Origin of the sequence: Bradyrhizobium sp. SPXBL-04 (assembly GCF_051853035.1) — a bacterium.
GTDB lineage: Bacteria > Pseudomonadota > Alphaproteobacteria > Rhizobiales > Xanthobacteraceae > Bradyrhizobium > Bradyrhizobium zhanjiangense.
In genome coordinates this window covers 644,443-657,811 of sequence record NZ_CP182472.1, presented here as the reverse complement: position 1 = coordinate 657,811, position 13,369 = coordinate 644,443, and the positions used below count along the sequence as shown (strand labels likewise).

14 protein-coding genes are annotated in these 13,369 nt (G+C 64.5%); 11 read left to right on the top strand and 3 right to left on the bottom strand.

Annotated features, from left to right (window positions below; translation table 11 throughout):
* Window positions 1-82: 82 nt before the first annotated feature.
* Window positions 83-628: a carboxymuconolactone decarboxylase family protein gene (locus ACNJX8_RS02995; protein WP_439359561.1), complete on the top strand. Its 546-nt coding sequence runs from the start codon at window positions 83-85 to the stop codon at window positions 626-628.
* A gap of 90 nt (window positions 629-718) precedes the next feature.
* A complete protein-coding gene (locus ACNJX8_RS02990) occupies window positions 719-1,213 on the top strand; it encodes a VOC family protein (RefSeq protein WP_439359559.1) in 495 nt (164 codons plus the stop codon).
* A 245-nt stretch (window positions 1,214-1,458) separates the two neighbouring features.
* Here the strand turns inward: ACNJX8_RS02990 and ACNJX8_RS02985 are convergent, their stop codons facing one another.
* Window positions 1,459-2,715 (bottom strand): MFS transporter, encoded by a 1,257-nt coding sequence (locus ACNJX8_RS02985; protein WP_439359557.1) that lies wholly within the window; start codon window positions 2,713-2,715, stop codon window positions 1,459-1,461.
* A 144-nt stretch (window positions 2,716-2,859) separates the two neighbouring features.
* Window positions 2,860-4,107, bottom strand: coding sequence for an MFS transporter (locus ACNJX8_RS02980; protein ID WP_439359555.1), 1,248 nt, complete (start codon window positions 4,105-4,107; stop codon window positions 2,860-2,862).
* Window positions 4,108-4,296: 189 nt separating this feature from the next.
* Between ACNJX8_RS02980 and ACNJX8_RS02975 the strand changes: the two genes are divergently transcribed.
* Window positions 4,297-6,366: a prolyl oligopeptidase family serine peptidase gene (locus ACNJX8_RS02975; RefSeq protein ID WP_439359554.1), complete on the top strand. Its 2,070-nt coding sequence runs from the start codon at window positions 4,297-4,299 to the stop codon at window positions 6,364-6,366.
* An 11-nt stretch (window positions 6,367-6,377) separates the two neighbouring features.
* Here the strand turns inward: ACNJX8_RS02975 and ACNJX8_RS02970 are convergent, their stop codons facing one another.
* Window positions 6,378-7,052 (bottom strand): DUF938 domain-containing protein, encoded by a 675-nt coding sequence (locus tag ACNJX8_RS02970; protein ID WP_439359552.1) that lies wholly within the window; start codon window positions 7,050-7,052, stop codon window positions 6,378-6,380.
* Between the two features lie 260 nt (window positions 7,053-7,312).
* On the opposite strand from ACNJX8_RS02970, the gene soxX reads away from it, so the two are divergent.
* The 8 genes from soxX (at window position 7,313) to ACNJX8_RS02930 (ending at window position 13,331) form a co-directional block, all read left to right on the top strand.
* Window positions 7,313-7,666 carry a sulfur oxidation c-type cytochrome SoxX gene (gene soxX / locus ACNJX8_RS02965; RefSeq protein WP_128930841.1) on the top strand — a complete coding sequence of 118 codons (354 nt, stop codon included), beginning with the start codon at window positions 7,313-7,315 and terminating at the stop codon, window positions 7,664-7,666.
* A 22-nt stretch (window positions 7,667-7,688) separates the two neighbouring features.
* The gene (gene soxY, locus ACNJX8_RS02960) at window positions 7,689-8,180 is read left to right on the top strand and encodes a thiosulfate oxidation carrier protein SoxY (protein ID WP_439359550.1); all 492 of its coding nucleotides are present in this window, start codon (window positions 7,689-7,691) and stop codon (window positions 8,178-8,180) included.
* Window positions 8,181-8,191: 11 nt separating this feature from the next.
* Window positions 8,192-8,503: a thiosulfate oxidation carrier complex protein SoxZ gene (gene soxZ, locus ACNJX8_RS02955; protein WP_128930839.1), complete on the top strand. Its 312-nt coding sequence runs from the start codon at window positions 8,192-8,194 to the stop codon at window positions 8,501-8,503.
* Window positions 8,503-9,366: a sulfur oxidation c-type cytochrome SoxA gene (soxA, locus tag ACNJX8_RS02950; protein ID WP_164934866.1), complete on the top strand. Its 864-nt coding sequence runs from the start codon at window positions 8,503-8,505 to the stop codon at window positions 9,364-9,366. Before soxZ ends, soxA begins: the two co-directional genes overlap by 1 nt.
* On the top strand, window positions 9,363-9,671 hold the full coding sequence (locus ACNJX8_RS02945; protein ID WP_439359549.1) for a hypothetical protein: 309 nt from the start codon (window positions 9,363-9,365) through the stop codon (window positions 9,669-9,671). The genes soxA and ACNJX8_RS02945 overlap by 4 nt, the downstream gene beginning before the upstream one ends.
* A 141-nt stretch (window positions 9,672-9,812) precedes the next feature.
* Entirely contained in the window at window positions 9,813-11,564 is a 1,752-nt protein-coding gene (gene soxB / locus ACNJX8_RS02940; protein ID WP_439359547.1) for a thiosulfohydrolase SoxB, read from the top strand.
* A complete protein-coding gene (locus tag ACNJX8_RS02935) occupies window positions 11,561-12,019 on the top strand; it encodes a DsrE family protein (protein ID WP_128956068.1) in 459 nt (152 codons plus the stop codon). The genes soxB and ACNJX8_RS02935 overlap by 4 nt, the downstream gene beginning before the upstream one ends.
* A 274-nt stretch (window positions 12,020-12,293) precedes the next feature.
* The gene (locus ACNJX8_RS02930) at window positions 12,294-13,331 is read left to right on the top strand and encodes an MBL fold metallo-hydrolase (RefSeq protein ID WP_439359544.1); all 1,038 of its coding nucleotides are present in this window, start codon (window positions 12,294-12,296) and stop codon (window positions 13,329-13,331) included.
* Window positions 13,332-13,369: the final 38 nt, after the last annotated feature.

Here is a 13,369-nt window from a genome sequence, read left to right as displayed (position 1 = left end):
CCGTGGAATTCAACCACTTCCGCAGCCCGCATTCGGCTATAGTCGCCCTTACGGCGAGCTTGAAAACAAAGAGGAAACGACAATGCGCCTAAAGCTTCTTTCGCCTGGCGAAATGAATGAGAGCCAGCGCCAGACCTATGACGGGTCGATTGCCGGCAAGCGCGGCAAGCCGCCGGCGCCGATGATGGCCTGGCTCAACAGCCCGGAGATGGCGCGCCACGCCACGCGGCTCGGCGAGGTGCTGCGCTTCGACACGATCTTTCCCGCAAAGCTCTCGGAGATCGCGATCCTGGTGACGGCGCGGCACTGGACCGCACATTACGAATGGTATGCGCATAAGCGCCTGGCGCTTGCGGGCGGCATGAAACTCGAGATCATCGAGGCGATCCGCGACCGCCGCACGCCTGAGTTCGATGATCCCAAGGGAAAGATGATCTACGACGTCGCAAAGTCGCTGCATGAGGGACACGGCGTCGAGAAGGGTTTGTATGACGAGGCGGTGAAGGTGCTTAGCGAACGCGGCGTGGTCGAGATCATCGGGCTGTGCGGCTATTACACGCTGGTGTCGATGACGCTGAACACGTTCGAGTTTGGCCTGCCGGAGGGCGAGGTGTCGGAGCTGGCTTAGTTCCCCATTCGGAAACGATAGGTTTCCAGATCGGCCAATAGCACTGTCCCGGGACCCGGCTTATGTGGAGTTCGACAACGGAGCATTCAGATGTCGCAAAGCCCAGCCGTCGCCGCCGGCACAAGGATCGGCCACGTTCACCTCAAGGTCGCCGATCTCGATCGCGCGCTCGGCTTCTATTGCGGCGTGCTCGGCTTCGAGCTGATGCAGCGCATGGGCTCCGGCGCGGCCTTCATCTCGGCCGGCGGCTATCACCACCACATCGGGCTCAACACCTGGGAGAGCAAGGGCGGCTCGCCGCCGCCGCCCGGCACGACTGGGCTCTATCACACCGCGATCCTCTATCCGACGCGGCCGGCACTCGCGGATGCGCTGCACCGGGTGCTGTCGGCCGGCATTGCGCTGGACGGCGCCAGCGATCACGGCGTCAGCGAGGCGCTGTACTTGCGCGACCCCGACCAGAATGGCGTCGAGCTGTATTGGGACAAGCCGAGGGAGCAATGGCCGTTCGGGCCGGACGGCAAGCTTGCGATGTTCACGAAGCGGCTGAACGTGGATGATTTGCTGAAGCAGCGGGAGGCGTGAGCTCCGCTGCATCCTCAAACACTGTCATTGCGAGCGCAGCGAAGCAATCCAGACTGTCACCGCGGAGACGATCTGGATTGCTTCGTCGCATCAGCGCAAAATTGCTCCGCAATTTTGTCGCGAGCTCCTCGCAATGACGGAGTATGTTGAAGCGGCGTCGCGTTATTGGGACATAGGTCCCGTAGGGTGGGCAAAGCGGAAGCAATTCTTGCGGCACGCGTGGAGAGACAGATGGTGGCACGGCGCTATGCGCCTTTGCCCACCCTACGAGAGCTTCGATTGCGGCCTCCCCGCACCATGATCAGCGCCGCCGCCGCCACCTCCAGCGCGATGCAGAGATAGAACGGCAACCCATAGCCGCCGGAGAGGTCGCGCAAAAAGCCGACGACGCCCGGGCCGAACGCATAGGTCACCTGATTGATTGCGGTGTTCAGGCTGATCAGCACGCCGAACGAGGCGGAATCGAACTCCTGCTGCACGATCAGCGACGGCAGCGTGATGAGGTTGCCGACGGAGAAGCCGAACACCGCGCAGGCCGCGATCAGCACATAGTCGTTGTGCAGGTTGATGACGACACACAACGCCGCGGCCTGGCTGAGGAACGACAGTGCCGAGGCCAGCCGCTGGTTGAGGCGGTCGATCACCAGCGAGAACAGCACGCGGCCGACCACCGCCATCGCCGTCAGCACGGCGACGGCGACCGCCGCGCGCTCGCGGCCGATCACGGGATCGAGGAACGAGATCAGGTGCACGATGAAGCCGACCTGCGCGAACAGCACCAGCGCGAAGGCAATCGTCACCGAGAGGAAGCCGACGTCGCGCAGCGCCTGCGCGCGGATCTGCGTCGACGATTGCGGCTTCGGCTTCGCCGCCGCATGCCAGCCGTGAAGATCAGGCGGCCGGCCGACGAGAATGAGGATGACCGGCAGGAGCAGCACCAGCATGGCGCCGGCGGCGGCGTACATCGCGCTGGCGAAGCCGACATGGCCGATCAACGCTACCAGCAGCGGCACGCCGACGATGCCGCCAAAACTGGCACCGTTCAGCGCGAGGCTGATCGCCATGCCGCGCTTGGCATCGAACCACAGGCTGATCGTGTTGGTGATCATGGCGAGACTGGTGCCGGCCCAGCCGAAGGCGAGCACCGCATTGGCGAGGTAGAGCTGCCAGGGCTCGCGCACCGCGCCGATCGCGACTGCGGCCGCTGCCATCGCCAGCGTGCCCGCAATCAGGCAGAGCCGCGGGCCGTATTTGTGGACGGCTTCTCCGACGAAGACGACCAGCAGCGCGCCGAACAGGTAGAAGAAGGTCGTGCCCGACGAGATCAGTGAGGCCGACCAGCCATGCGCGCGCTGGAGCTCGGCGACATAGACGCTCTGGCCGTAGAAGCCGAGCCCCCAGCCGAAGGTCGCGAGCAGGAAGCAGACCGCGACGATACGCCAGCCTTCGTAGCGGAGGGTGGATTCGTCGACGGGAGCGGTGTGACGGGGGTTGTCGAGCATTCGCGCTTCTCCTTGGTTTCCCCCGCGAGCGCTTGCCTGGCTACGCTCGTCCAATCGATGACGAGCATCATGTAACGATACTGGCTCCGAAAATCACTTCGACGGCGATCGAAACATCAACGCTGCTGACAGCCTCCTGCCAACTCAGATCGCGTCCGGGAACTCGCCCATCGCAGCGTCCAGGCGCGCCTTGCGGCGACGCGCCCAGGACGCCAGCGACAGCACGGCGAGGCCGAGCACCACCGGCGGGAACACCACCATGTTCACCGCGGACCAGCCGTAATTGGCGAGCAGCTGGCCGGAGGAGAACGAGCCGATCGCCATCATGCCGAACACCAGGAAATCGTTGAACGCCTGCACCTTGTTGCGCTCCTGCGGACGGTGTGTCTCCAGCACCAGCGCGGAGGCGCCGATGAAGGAGAAATTCCAGCCGACGCCGAGCACGATGAGCGTCGCCCAGAAATGCATCGCGGTGATCCCGGAAAGACCGATGCCGGCGGCGCCTGCCTCGAGCAGCAGGCCGGCCGCAACGACCTTCGGAGCACCGAAGCGCGCGATCAGCGCACCCGTAAAGAAGCTCGGTCCGTACATGGCGACGATGTGCCATTGAATGCCGAAATTGGAATCGGACACGCTGAGGCCGCACAGCTTCATGGCGAGCGGCGCCGAGGTCATCACCAGGTTCATCATGGGATAGGCGATGACGCCGCACAAAGCGGCCGCGATGAAGCGCGGCTGGGTCACGATGTCGAGCAGCGGCCGTCCGCCATGCAGATCGGCCGCCGCGGGTTTGGGCATGTCGACACCGGCGACGATGCCCATCGCGACCAGCGCCACCGCCGCCTGCACCAGGAAGCTGAAGGCGAACAGATAAGGCTGCCAGACGTCCATGGTCCATTGCACGAGCTGTGGACCGAGCACGCCGGCGAACACGCCGCCCGCCATCACCCAGGACACCGCCTTGGGCCGGTACGCCGCGCTGGCGCCGTCGGCGGCGGCGAAGCGATAGGATTGCGCCACCGCGCCATAGAGACCGCCGAGGAAGGTCGCGATGCAGAACAGCGCGAAGGAGGCGTGCAGGATCGCGAAACAGCCGGTGAGGCCGGTGAGCGTGCCGAGGCCCGTGCCGATGACGAAGGCGGCGCGGCGGCCGAAGCGGCGCGAGATCGCGCCGGTGGGCAGCGTGCCGGCGGCGAGCCCCAGCACGTACATCGACAGCGGCACGGTCGCGAGCGACATGTCGGGTGCGAGCGTGGCGCCGACGATCGAGCCGGTCGCGAAGATCACCGCCGAATTGGCGCCGGTCAGCGCCTGCGCGGCGGCAAGGCGCACCACATTGGCACGCGCGCGCGTGTCGTCGGCAATTTCGGCAGTCGCGGTCACATCTAACATCGGTATTTCCGCCCCAAAGGGCTCTCGTTGATTCCCGGCACTATGGAGGGGCGCTGATGGGCGGGCAACCGGCGCAAACGGACGCGGGCCATGCCCGTGACGCAATCGGACGGATGATAGCGGGCCGCGCCCTTGACGGCTTGCGCTCGATCAAATCCTATCCGCCGCGATCTTCCTGGAGTTTTGCTCATGACCGTCGACGACAGGCCTACGCTCAGCGCTCCCGACGACGATCCCTGGCTGTGGCTGGAGGAGATCGAGGGCACGCAGGCGCTCGATTTCGTCGAACGGCAGAATCAGCTGACGCTCAACGCGTTCGGCGGCAAAGCCTTCGAGCACGATCGCGACATCCTCGCGGCGATCTACGATCGGCCGGACAACATTCCCTATGTCAGCCGGCGCGGCAGCGATCTGCACAATCTCTGGAAGGACGCCACCAATCCGCGCGGCCTATGGCGACGGGCGACGCTGGCGGAGTTTCGCAAAGCGAACCCAGCGTGGGAGACCATGCTGGATATCGACCAGCTTGCGGCGAGCGAAGGCGAGGACTGGCTGCTGAGCCAGATCGTCACGATGCCGGGACGCTCGCGGGCGATTCTGAGCCTGTCGCGCGGCGGCAGCGATGCCGTGACGTTGCGCGAGTTCGACATGGACACCAAGAGCTTCGTCGCCGACGGGTTCACGCTGCCGGAAGCGAAGGGCGGCGTGGATTGGCTCGATACGGACACGCTGCTGCTGTCGAGCGCCCATGGCGAGGGCATGGCCACGAGCTCGGGATATGCGAGGACCGTGCGGCTGTGGCGGCGCGGGCAGCCTGTCGATCAGGCGCAAACAATCATCGAGACCGCCGCCGATCACATGATGATCTATGGCAGCGCCGATGACACCGGAGAGGAGCCGCGGGCCTGGCTCGTCGATCAGATCGACTTCTTCAATCACGCCATCTGGCTGCGCGATGCCGCCGGCACGACGACGAAGCTCGACCTGCCGACCGGCATCTGGATGCAGGCGCATGGCGACTGGTTCGCGATCAAGCTGCGCAAGGACTGGTCCATCGAAGGCCGGACCTATACCGCTGACACGGTGCTCGGCATCCCGCTGTCGGCGTTCCTCGCCGGCAGCCGCGATTTTTCAGTGCTGTTCGAACCGGCGCCGCGGCGCGCGTTGCAAGGTCTGTTCTGGGCGGCGGGCAAGCTCGTGCTGTCAATCCTCGACGAGCTGCGCCCGCGCTTCGAGATCTGCACGCCGTCCGCCGCCGGCTGGAGCCGCGACACACTTCCCGGCCTGCCGCAGATCGGCGTCGTCGACGTCTGGCCGCTCGATCGCCATCCGTCCGAAAGCAATGGCGACCTGCTCGCCAATGTGCAGGATCCGCTGACGCCGCCGTCGCTGCTGCTGATCGCACGCGGCGTCACCAACCCGACCGTGCTGAAGCAAGCGCCGAGGACGTTCACCGCCGATGGCCTCGTGGTGACGCAGCACGAGGCCATCTCGATCGACGGCGAGCGCATTCCCTATGTCCAGACCGGCCCCGCGGCGGAGGCCGGCGATGCGCCGGTCTATATGAGCGCCTATGGCGGCTTCGGACACTCGGTGAAGCCGTATTACAACCCTTCGCTCGGCAAGCTGTGGCTGGAGCGCGGCGGCACGACGGTGCAGGCCAATTTGCGCGGCGGCGGCGAGTTCGGCACGCGCTGGCACGATGCCGGTCGGCTCGCCGGCAAGAAGCTGTCGCATGACGATTTCGCAGCCGTTGCCGCCGATCTCGTCCGGCGCGGCGTGACGACGGCCAAGCGCATCGCCGCACAGGGTGGATCGAACGGCGGCATCCTCATCACCAACATGCTGGTGCGCTACCCCGAGCGTTTCAGCGCGCTGTTCTGCACCATCCCGCTGATCGACATGCGCCGCTACACGAAGTTGCTCGCGGGCGCGAGCTGGATCGCGGAATATGGCGACCCCGACAAGCCGGACGAATGGGCGTGGCTGAAGACCTATTCGGCCTATCACAATGTGAGGGATGGCCAGACCTATCCGCCGATCCTGATCGCCACCACGCGCCGCGACGACCGCGTTCATCCCGGCCACGCGCGCAAGATGGCCGCCAAGCTCCAGGCGATGGGCTATGAGGCCTGGTTGTACGAGCCCGCGGCAGGCGGCCACGGCTACGGCAAGGACAACAAGGAGCGCGCCGGCTTCGAGGTGCTGGGTTTCCGGTTCTTGAAGGAGAAGATCGGGTGGAAAGATGGCGAGGCCTGACGGCCTCGCGCTCAGTCCCGCGAAAACACCAGCGTGAGATTGTTCGCGGGCATATCGATGGTATCGACGAGGCGGAGGCCTGCGCCTTGCGCCAGCACCTCGACGTCGCCGATGTCGCGCACACCCCATTCGGGATTGCCCTCGCGCAAGGACGTGTCGAACACGGCGTTGCTGAGCGCGGTGTGCTTGCCGTGGCGCTTGAACGGACCGTAGAGGAACAGCTTGCCGTCGGCCCGCAGATAGCGGCCGGCGCCGGCGAACAGGCCCTCGGCCACGCTCCATGGCGCGATGTGAATCACGTTGGCGCAGAACACGGCGGCGAGGCTGGTCGGCCCCTGCCCGCTCTTCATCTCCGGACACCAATCGGGATCGGTCAGATCGACCCGTAAGGGCGAGCGGATGTTTGCGAGCCCCGAATGAACGCGCCAGGCCTCGATACTCTTAAGATGGCGCTGGTTGAGGTCGCTCGGCCACCAGATCAGGCCGGGCGTGTGACGGGCGAAATGAACCACGTGCTGCCCGGTTCCGCTGCCGAGCTCGACCACGTTCCCGGTCAAGCCGGCGAGATGTTTTTCCAATGCCGCCCAGATCGGCTCGTGATTGCGATGGAACGCCGGCGCATCGAGCCGGCCATCCGGTTCGACCCGTCCACCGTCCCTGCCAAATTCGACGAGATATTCGGTCAAGTGAGGTCCCCTTGAAAACACGAGAACGCGTTGAAAACAGGATGGGCACCAAAGCGCCCTGGAAAAAGCCGGCCCGCGCCAATTGTCCTAATTGTTGGGGCCAAATCGGCCGAACCAATAATCTCTTTAATTACAATGCGGAAGATATTAACTCCATTTTGCTCGGTGCATAGTCTCGATTGTCAGGCGATGCCCTTTATGCTTTGGAACGCCTTTATTTCCGCGATCAGATCATCGCCATAACGCCTCGGAATACCGCCTTGACTGCCTTGTCCCGGACGTCCGTCCTGTTCCTCCTGCTGGCCATTGCCGCCGGCCTCGCCAGCCCGGCGCGGGCGCAGTCCGCCGTGGCCGAGGGCCGGAAGCTCGCCTTCGAGCGCGGCAAGGGCAATTGCCTGACCTGCCACGTCATCCAGGGCGGCGACCTGCCGGGAACGATCGGGCCAGAGCTGAAGGACATCAAGGCAAAGTACCCCGACCGCAACGAGCTGGCCGCGATCATCTTCGACGAGACCAAGCGCAATCCGCAGACCATGATGCCGCCGTTCGGCCGGAACCGGATTTTGACCGAACAGGAGATCAACGCGATCGTTGATTTCCTGCAAACGCTGTAACGGCCGGCCAGGAGAACTTGAGATGACCACGACCACCGGCCCTCACCCGACGCGGCGCCTGATCCTTCAGGGCGCGGCCTCTGTCGCGCTGATCGGCCTTGGCAACCTGCCGTTCGAAGCCAGCCCTGCGTGCGCGGCGGCGAACGACAAATATCCGGAAGAGGCCTTCAAGCAGAAGAGCGAGGCCGACGCGATCAAGGCGCTCTACGGCAAGGCGGCCGAGCCGTCCGACAAGGTCAAGCTGGATGCGCCGGAGATCGCCGAGAACGGCGGCGTGGTGCCGGTCTCGGTGACGACGACGCTCGACAAGGTCACCTCGATCTCGTTCTTCGTGGCCGAGAACCCGTTTGCGCTCGCAGCGTCCTACAAGATCGCCGACGGCACGATTCCAGGCGTCGCCAACCGGCTGAAGATGGCCAAGACCACCAAATTGGTCGCCATCGTCGAGGCCGACGGCAAGCTCTACAGCGCGACCAAGGAAGTGAAGGTCACCGTCGGCGGCTGCGGCGGCTAAGGAGAACCGAGATGGCATCCAGCATTCGCGTACGCGCCACCGCCAACGGCGACATCACCGAGGTGCAGGCGCTGATTCAGCACCCCATGGATACCGGCCTGGTCAAGGATTCCAAGGGTGAGCTGATCCCCGCGCACTTCATCCAGGAGCTGAAGTTCGAATGTAACGGCAAGGACGTCTTCGTCGCCAATTGGGGCACTGCGGTCTCCAAGGACCCTTACGTCAAATTCAGCTTCAAGGGCGCCAAGAAGGGCGACGAGCTCAAGATCTCCTGGAGCGACAACAAGGGTGCGTCGGATACGACCACCGCGAAGATTTCGTGATGAAGACCCGATCTGCCCTCCTGCTTGGCTCGCTCAGCGCCGCGCTCGTTGCGTTCGCCCTCACCTCTCCGCGCGTCGTCGCGGCCGACAAGGTCGATCCCGTCGCCGATGCCAAGGCGTTCCAGAACTTCTTCTTCCAGAAGTTTCCGAATGTGAAGCACGAGGACTTCGTCAACGGTCCTTATTCCATGAACGAGGACATGAAGCGGCAGTGGCAGGAGAAGGAGGAATTTCCTCCTTATGAGTTCGCGCTCGACGCCGGCAAGGAAATGTTCGCCACCCCGTTCAAGAACGGCAAGACCTATGCCGATTGCTTCCCGAATGGCGGCATCGGCATCCGTCAGAACTATCCCTATTTCGACACGAAGGAAGGCAAGGTCGTCACGCTGGAGCTCGCGCTCAACCGCTGCCGCGAGGCCAATGGCGAAGCGCCCTATTCCTACGTCAAGGACGAGATGGCTTCGCTGACGGCCTACATGGCCTTCACCTCGCGCGGCAAGCCGATGGACATCAAGATCCCCGACGACCCCCGCGCGCTCGCCGCGTTCGAGAACGGCAAGCGCTACTTCTACACCCGCCGCGGCCAGATGAATTTCTCCTGTGCGAGCTGCCACGTGCAGAGCCCGGGCGAGCGCATCCGTGCCGAGACCCTGGCGCCGGCGCTCGGCATCCTCAACGCGATGCCGATCTACCGGTCCGAATGGAGCGGCATGGGCACGACCAGCCGCCGCTTCGTCACTTGCAACAGCCAGACCCGCGCGGTTCCGCTGGAGCCGCAATCGGACGAATATCGCGACGTCGAGTATTTCCTCTCCTACGTCGCCAACGGCCTGCCGATCTCGGGGCCGGGAGCGCGGCCATGAAGCGGACAGGTCTCCTCGCCATGTTGCTTGCGTTAACCATCGCGCTGCCCCCGGCGCACGCGGCAACGGAAGCGGACTACAAGGCCGCCTATGCCGCCGCGGAAGCCGCAGCCAAGGAGGCGGCCAGCCTGCGTCACCAATGGACCACGACGGTCTCGACCCTGGCGGCGGCGAAGAAGGCGGCTGAGGGCGGCGATTTCGACCGCGCATTCGCCGCAGCGAAAGAGGCCGAGGCGCTGGCGAAGGCGTCGATCTTTCAGGCAAATTCCGAAAAAGAAGCCTGGAAGGCGATGGAAATCCGCTAGACTGGGCCTGGCGCGCGAGAACATCGTGCTCCAGATCATTCTTTGAGCACGATCTTGTCGGAAAGCCGCACCACACTTTGCGCTAAAGCGGATCATGCTTGTGGAACAGTCGACAGCGTCGGGGGCGCGGAGAATTTTGAGATGGCTATCCGGCGCCGCGATTTCCTGAAGAGCGCAGGTCTTGCCGTCGCATGTGTTGGACTGCCGCGGCTCGCGCGCGGCGCCGACACCGCGAGCATCTATGACATCGAGCGCTTCGGCAATGCGCGCATTCTGCACATCACCGACACGCATGCGCAGCTCAACCCAGTCTTTTTTCGCGAGCCCAGCGTCAATATCGGCATCGGCGAGATGGCGGGGCGGCCGCCGCATCTGGTCGGGCGCGCCTTCCTGGAGCGCTTCGGCATCCGGTCCGACAGTGCGGATGCCTATGCCTTCACCTGCTTCGAGTTCGAGAAATCCGCGGGCCGCTTCGGCAAGCTCGGCGGCTTTGCCCATCTGAAGACGCTGGTCGACCGCTTGCGCGCCGACGCCGGGGAAAAGCATTCGGTGCTCGTCGACGGCGGCGACCTCTGGCAGGGCACGGGGCTCGCTAACGTCATGCAGGGCCGCGACATGGTCGAGGTCGCCAATCTGCTCGGCATCGAGGCGATGACCGGGCATTGGGAATTCACCTATGGCGAGCAGGCGCTGCGTGACAATCTCGAGCGCTTCAAGGGCGAGTTTCTGGCGCAGAACGTGTTCCTGAGCGAAGAGGCCGCGTTCAACGACGCCCCCGCCTTCGACAAGGCCAGCGGGCGCGTGTTCAAGCCGTCGATCATCAAGGAGCTCGGTGGCCATCGCGTCGCAATCGTCGGCCAGGCTTTCCCCTATGTGCCGATCGCGCATCCCAAGCGGTTCACGCCGGACTGGACCTTTGGCATCCGCGAGGAGGAGTTGCAGAAGCATGTCGATGCCTTGCGCGGCACCGACAAGGTCGATGCAGTCATCCTGCTGTCGCACAACGGCATGGACGTCGACCTCAAGCTCGCAAGCCGCGTCACCGGCATCGATGTCATCCTCGGCGGCCATACCCATGACGCGGTGCCGCAGCCGATTCCCGTGAAGAACGCCGGTGGCACCACGCTCGTCACCAATGCCGGTTCCAACGGAAAATTTCTGGCCGTGCTCGATCTCGCGATCGGCAAGGGCAAGGTCAGCGACATTCATTATCATCTGCTGCCGGTCTTCTCCGAGCTGCTGAAGCCGGATCCTGGGATGGCTGAGCTGATCGGCCGGCTGCGCGCGCCGCACGTGACCGACTGGTCGGAGAAGATTGCAACGCCCGATCGCCTGCTCTACCGCCGCGGCAATTTCTCCGGGCCCGTCGACGAACTGATCTGCACGGCGCTGCGCACCGAGCTCGATGCCGAGATCGCGCTGTCGCCGGGCTTCCGCTGGGGCGTCACCGCGCTGTCAGGCCAGGCGCTGACCATGGAGGATCTGCTCGCGGAAACCGCGATCAGCTATCCCGAGACCTATGTGCAGGAGATGACCGGCGCACAGATCAAGGACGTGCTGGAGGACATCTGCGACAACCTCTTCAACGCGGATCCCTATTACCAGCAGGGTGGCGACATGGTGCGCGCCGGCGGGCTCAGCTACACCTGCACGCCGGACGCCGCGATCGGCAGCCGCATCTCCGAGCTGAAGCTCAGTAGCGGCGCGGCGCTCAGCGCCAGCCATCGCTACAAGGTCGCAGGCTGGGCCTCGATCAACGGCCAGCAGGGTGCGCCGGTGTGGGACGTCGTCGGCAAATATCTGCGCTCGGGCCGGATGTTTCAGGAGCGGCTCGGCTCCGGCGTCGCGCTGAAAGGGGTCGAGGGCAATCCAGGCATTGCAGCAAAGGGATGATGCGGTCGCAACACTTATCCGCGATGCTTCTGGCAGTGCTCATCTGGGCAGCGATTCCACAGGCTTCTGCCCAGCAGGTGCCGCTGCAGGACAAGCCGTTCGCCGAGCACAAGGTCGTGCTTCAGCTCTCCGACGGCGATGCGAGGAAGCAGGCGCTGGTCTTGAGCGTCGCCAATAACTTGCTGAAGGCTTACGATCCCGACAAGATCGCGATCGAGGTGGTGGCGTTCGGTCCCGGCATCGATTTGCTGCTATCCGGCAGCGAGCGCCGCAAGCAGGTCGAGAGCCTGATCGCACAGGGCGTGCGCTTCGACATCTGCCTCAACACTGTCGACACGCTCGAGCGGGAGACCGGCAAGCGGCCGGAGTTCATCCAAGCTGCCACGCCGGTGCAGGTCGGAGTCGGGCAGATCCTGTTTTTGGCGGAGAACGGGTACACGGTGGTGCGGCCGTAGGGGCGGCTGTCCGGAGTTTGTGGCACGCCGCCGCAGCGCCCTCGCTGTCATTCCCTGCGCAGGCGGGGAATCCAGTACGCCGCGGCCCCTCCGTACCCTTCGCCGTCTCGGAGTACTGGATCGCCCGCCTTCGCGGGCGATGACAGCGAGCGTAGGGTTGCCCGCACCCGCAATAAAAATCTTCCAAATTTTCTTCTCTACACAGTGAATTGCTTCTCTTCCTGGCCTCCGACGTAGTAGAATCCTCGAAATCAGTTCCACGCCGGGTCCTGCCATGATCTTCCGCCAGCTCTTCGACAGCGTTTCAGGCACCTACAGCTATCTCGTTGCGAGCCGTCCAGGCGGCGAGGCGCTGATCCTCGATCCCGTGCTGGAGAAGGTCGATCGCTACTGCCAGCTGCTGCGCGAGCTCGACCTCAAGCTGGTCAAGGCGGTCGACACCCATCTGCACGCCGACCACGTCACCGGCCTCGGTGAGCTGCGCGACCGCACCCATTGCATGACCGTGATGGGCGATCAGACCAAGGCCGACGTCGTGGCGATGCGCGTCGCCGACGGCGACAAGGTGACGATCGAGGGCCTGTCGCTCGACGTGATGTACACGCCCGGCCATACCGACGATTCCTACTCCTATCTGATGGGCGACCGCGTCTTCACCGGCGATACGCTCCTGATCCGCGGCACCGGCCGCACCGATTTCCAGAACGGCTCATCGCGCGCGCAATACGACTCGATCTTCAACCGCCTGCTCAAGCTGCCGGACGAGACGATGGTGTTCCCGGCGCATGACTACAAGGGCGACACCGTCTCCACCATCGGCGAGGAGAAGCGCTACAATCCGCGGCTCCAGGTGCGCTCGGTCGACGAATATATCGAGCTGATGGCCAATCTGAAGCTGCCCAATCCGAAGATGATGGATGTGGCGGTCCCCGCCAACATGCATGTCGGCCTGCATCAGGAGGAGCTCGAGAAAGAGGGCCGCGCGCTCAGCGCGATCGAAGCGATCCGCATCCTCGGCCGTCCCGACGTCCTGCTGGTCGATCTGCGCGAGAGCAACGAGCGGATGAAGCACGGCATGCTCGAAGGCGCGCTGCACACGCCCTATCAATCCGTGGAGGAGAGCCTCAAGCCCGGCGGCATGCTGCGCGAAGTCGCGGCCGCCACCGGCCGCCGCGTCGTGTTTTTCTGCGCCTTCGGCGAACGCTCGGCGATGGCGGTGACCGCCGCCAAGGAGGCCGGCCTTTCCAACACCGCCCATATCGCCGGCGGCCTGGATGCCTGGAAGAAGGCGGGCGGCCCGGTGATGCACTGAACGGCCGCCCCTTCTTGCGATAGGTCAGGTACCGCACA

What these genes read in the sequence shown, in the direction of transcription:
- ACNJX8_RS02995 (WP_439359561.1), top strand. Translation starts at nt 83, where the DNA reads ATGCGCCTAAAGCTTCTTTCGCCTGGCGAAATGAATGAGAGCCAGCGC.
- ACNJX8_RS02990 (WP_439359559.1), top strand. Translation starts at nt 719, where the DNA reads ATGTCGCAAAGCCCAGCCGTCGCCGCCGGCACAAGGATCGGCCACGTT.
- ACNJX8_RS02985 (WP_439359557.1), bottom strand. Translation starts at nt 2,715, where the DNA reads ATGCTCGACAACCCCCGTCACACCGCTCCCGTCGACGAATCCACCCTC.
- ACNJX8_RS02980 (WP_439359555.1), bottom strand. Translation starts at nt 4,107, where the DNA reads ATGTTAGATGTGACCGCGACTGCCGAAATTGCCGACGACACGCGCGCG.
- ACNJX8_RS02975 (WP_439359554.1), top strand. Translation starts at nt 4,297, where the DNA reads ATGACCGTCGACGACAGGCCTACGCTCAGCGCTCCCGACGACGATCCC.
- soxY (WP_439359550.1), top strand. Translation starts at nt 7,689, where the DNA reads ATGACCACGACCACCGGCCCTCACCCGACGCGGCGCCTGATCCTTCAG.
- soxZ (WP_128930839.1), top strand. Translation starts at nt 8,192, where the DNA reads ATGGCATCCAGCATTCGCGTACGCGCCACCGCCAACGGCGACATCACC.
- soxA (WP_164934866.1), top strand. Translation starts at nt 8,503, where the DNA reads ATGAAGACCCGATCTGCCCTCCTGCTTGGCTCGCTCAGCGCCGCGCTC.
- ACNJX8_RS02945 (WP_439359549.1), top strand. Translation starts at nt 9,363, where the DNA reads ATGAAGCGGACAGGTCTCCTCGCCATGTTGCTTGCGTTAACCATCGCG.
- soxB (WP_439359547.1), top strand. Translation starts at nt 9,813, where the DNA reads ATGGCTATCCGGCGCCGCGATTTCCTGAAGAGCGCAGGTCTTGCCGTC.
- ACNJX8_RS02935 (WP_128956068.1), top strand. Translation starts at nt 11,561, where the DNA reads ATGATGCGGTCGCAACACTTATCCGCGATGCTTCTGGCAGTGCTCATC.
- ACNJX8_RS02930 (WP_439359544.1), top strand. Translation starts at nt 12,294, where the DNA reads ATGATCTTCCGCCAGCTCTTCGACAGCGTTTCAGGCACCTACAGCTAT.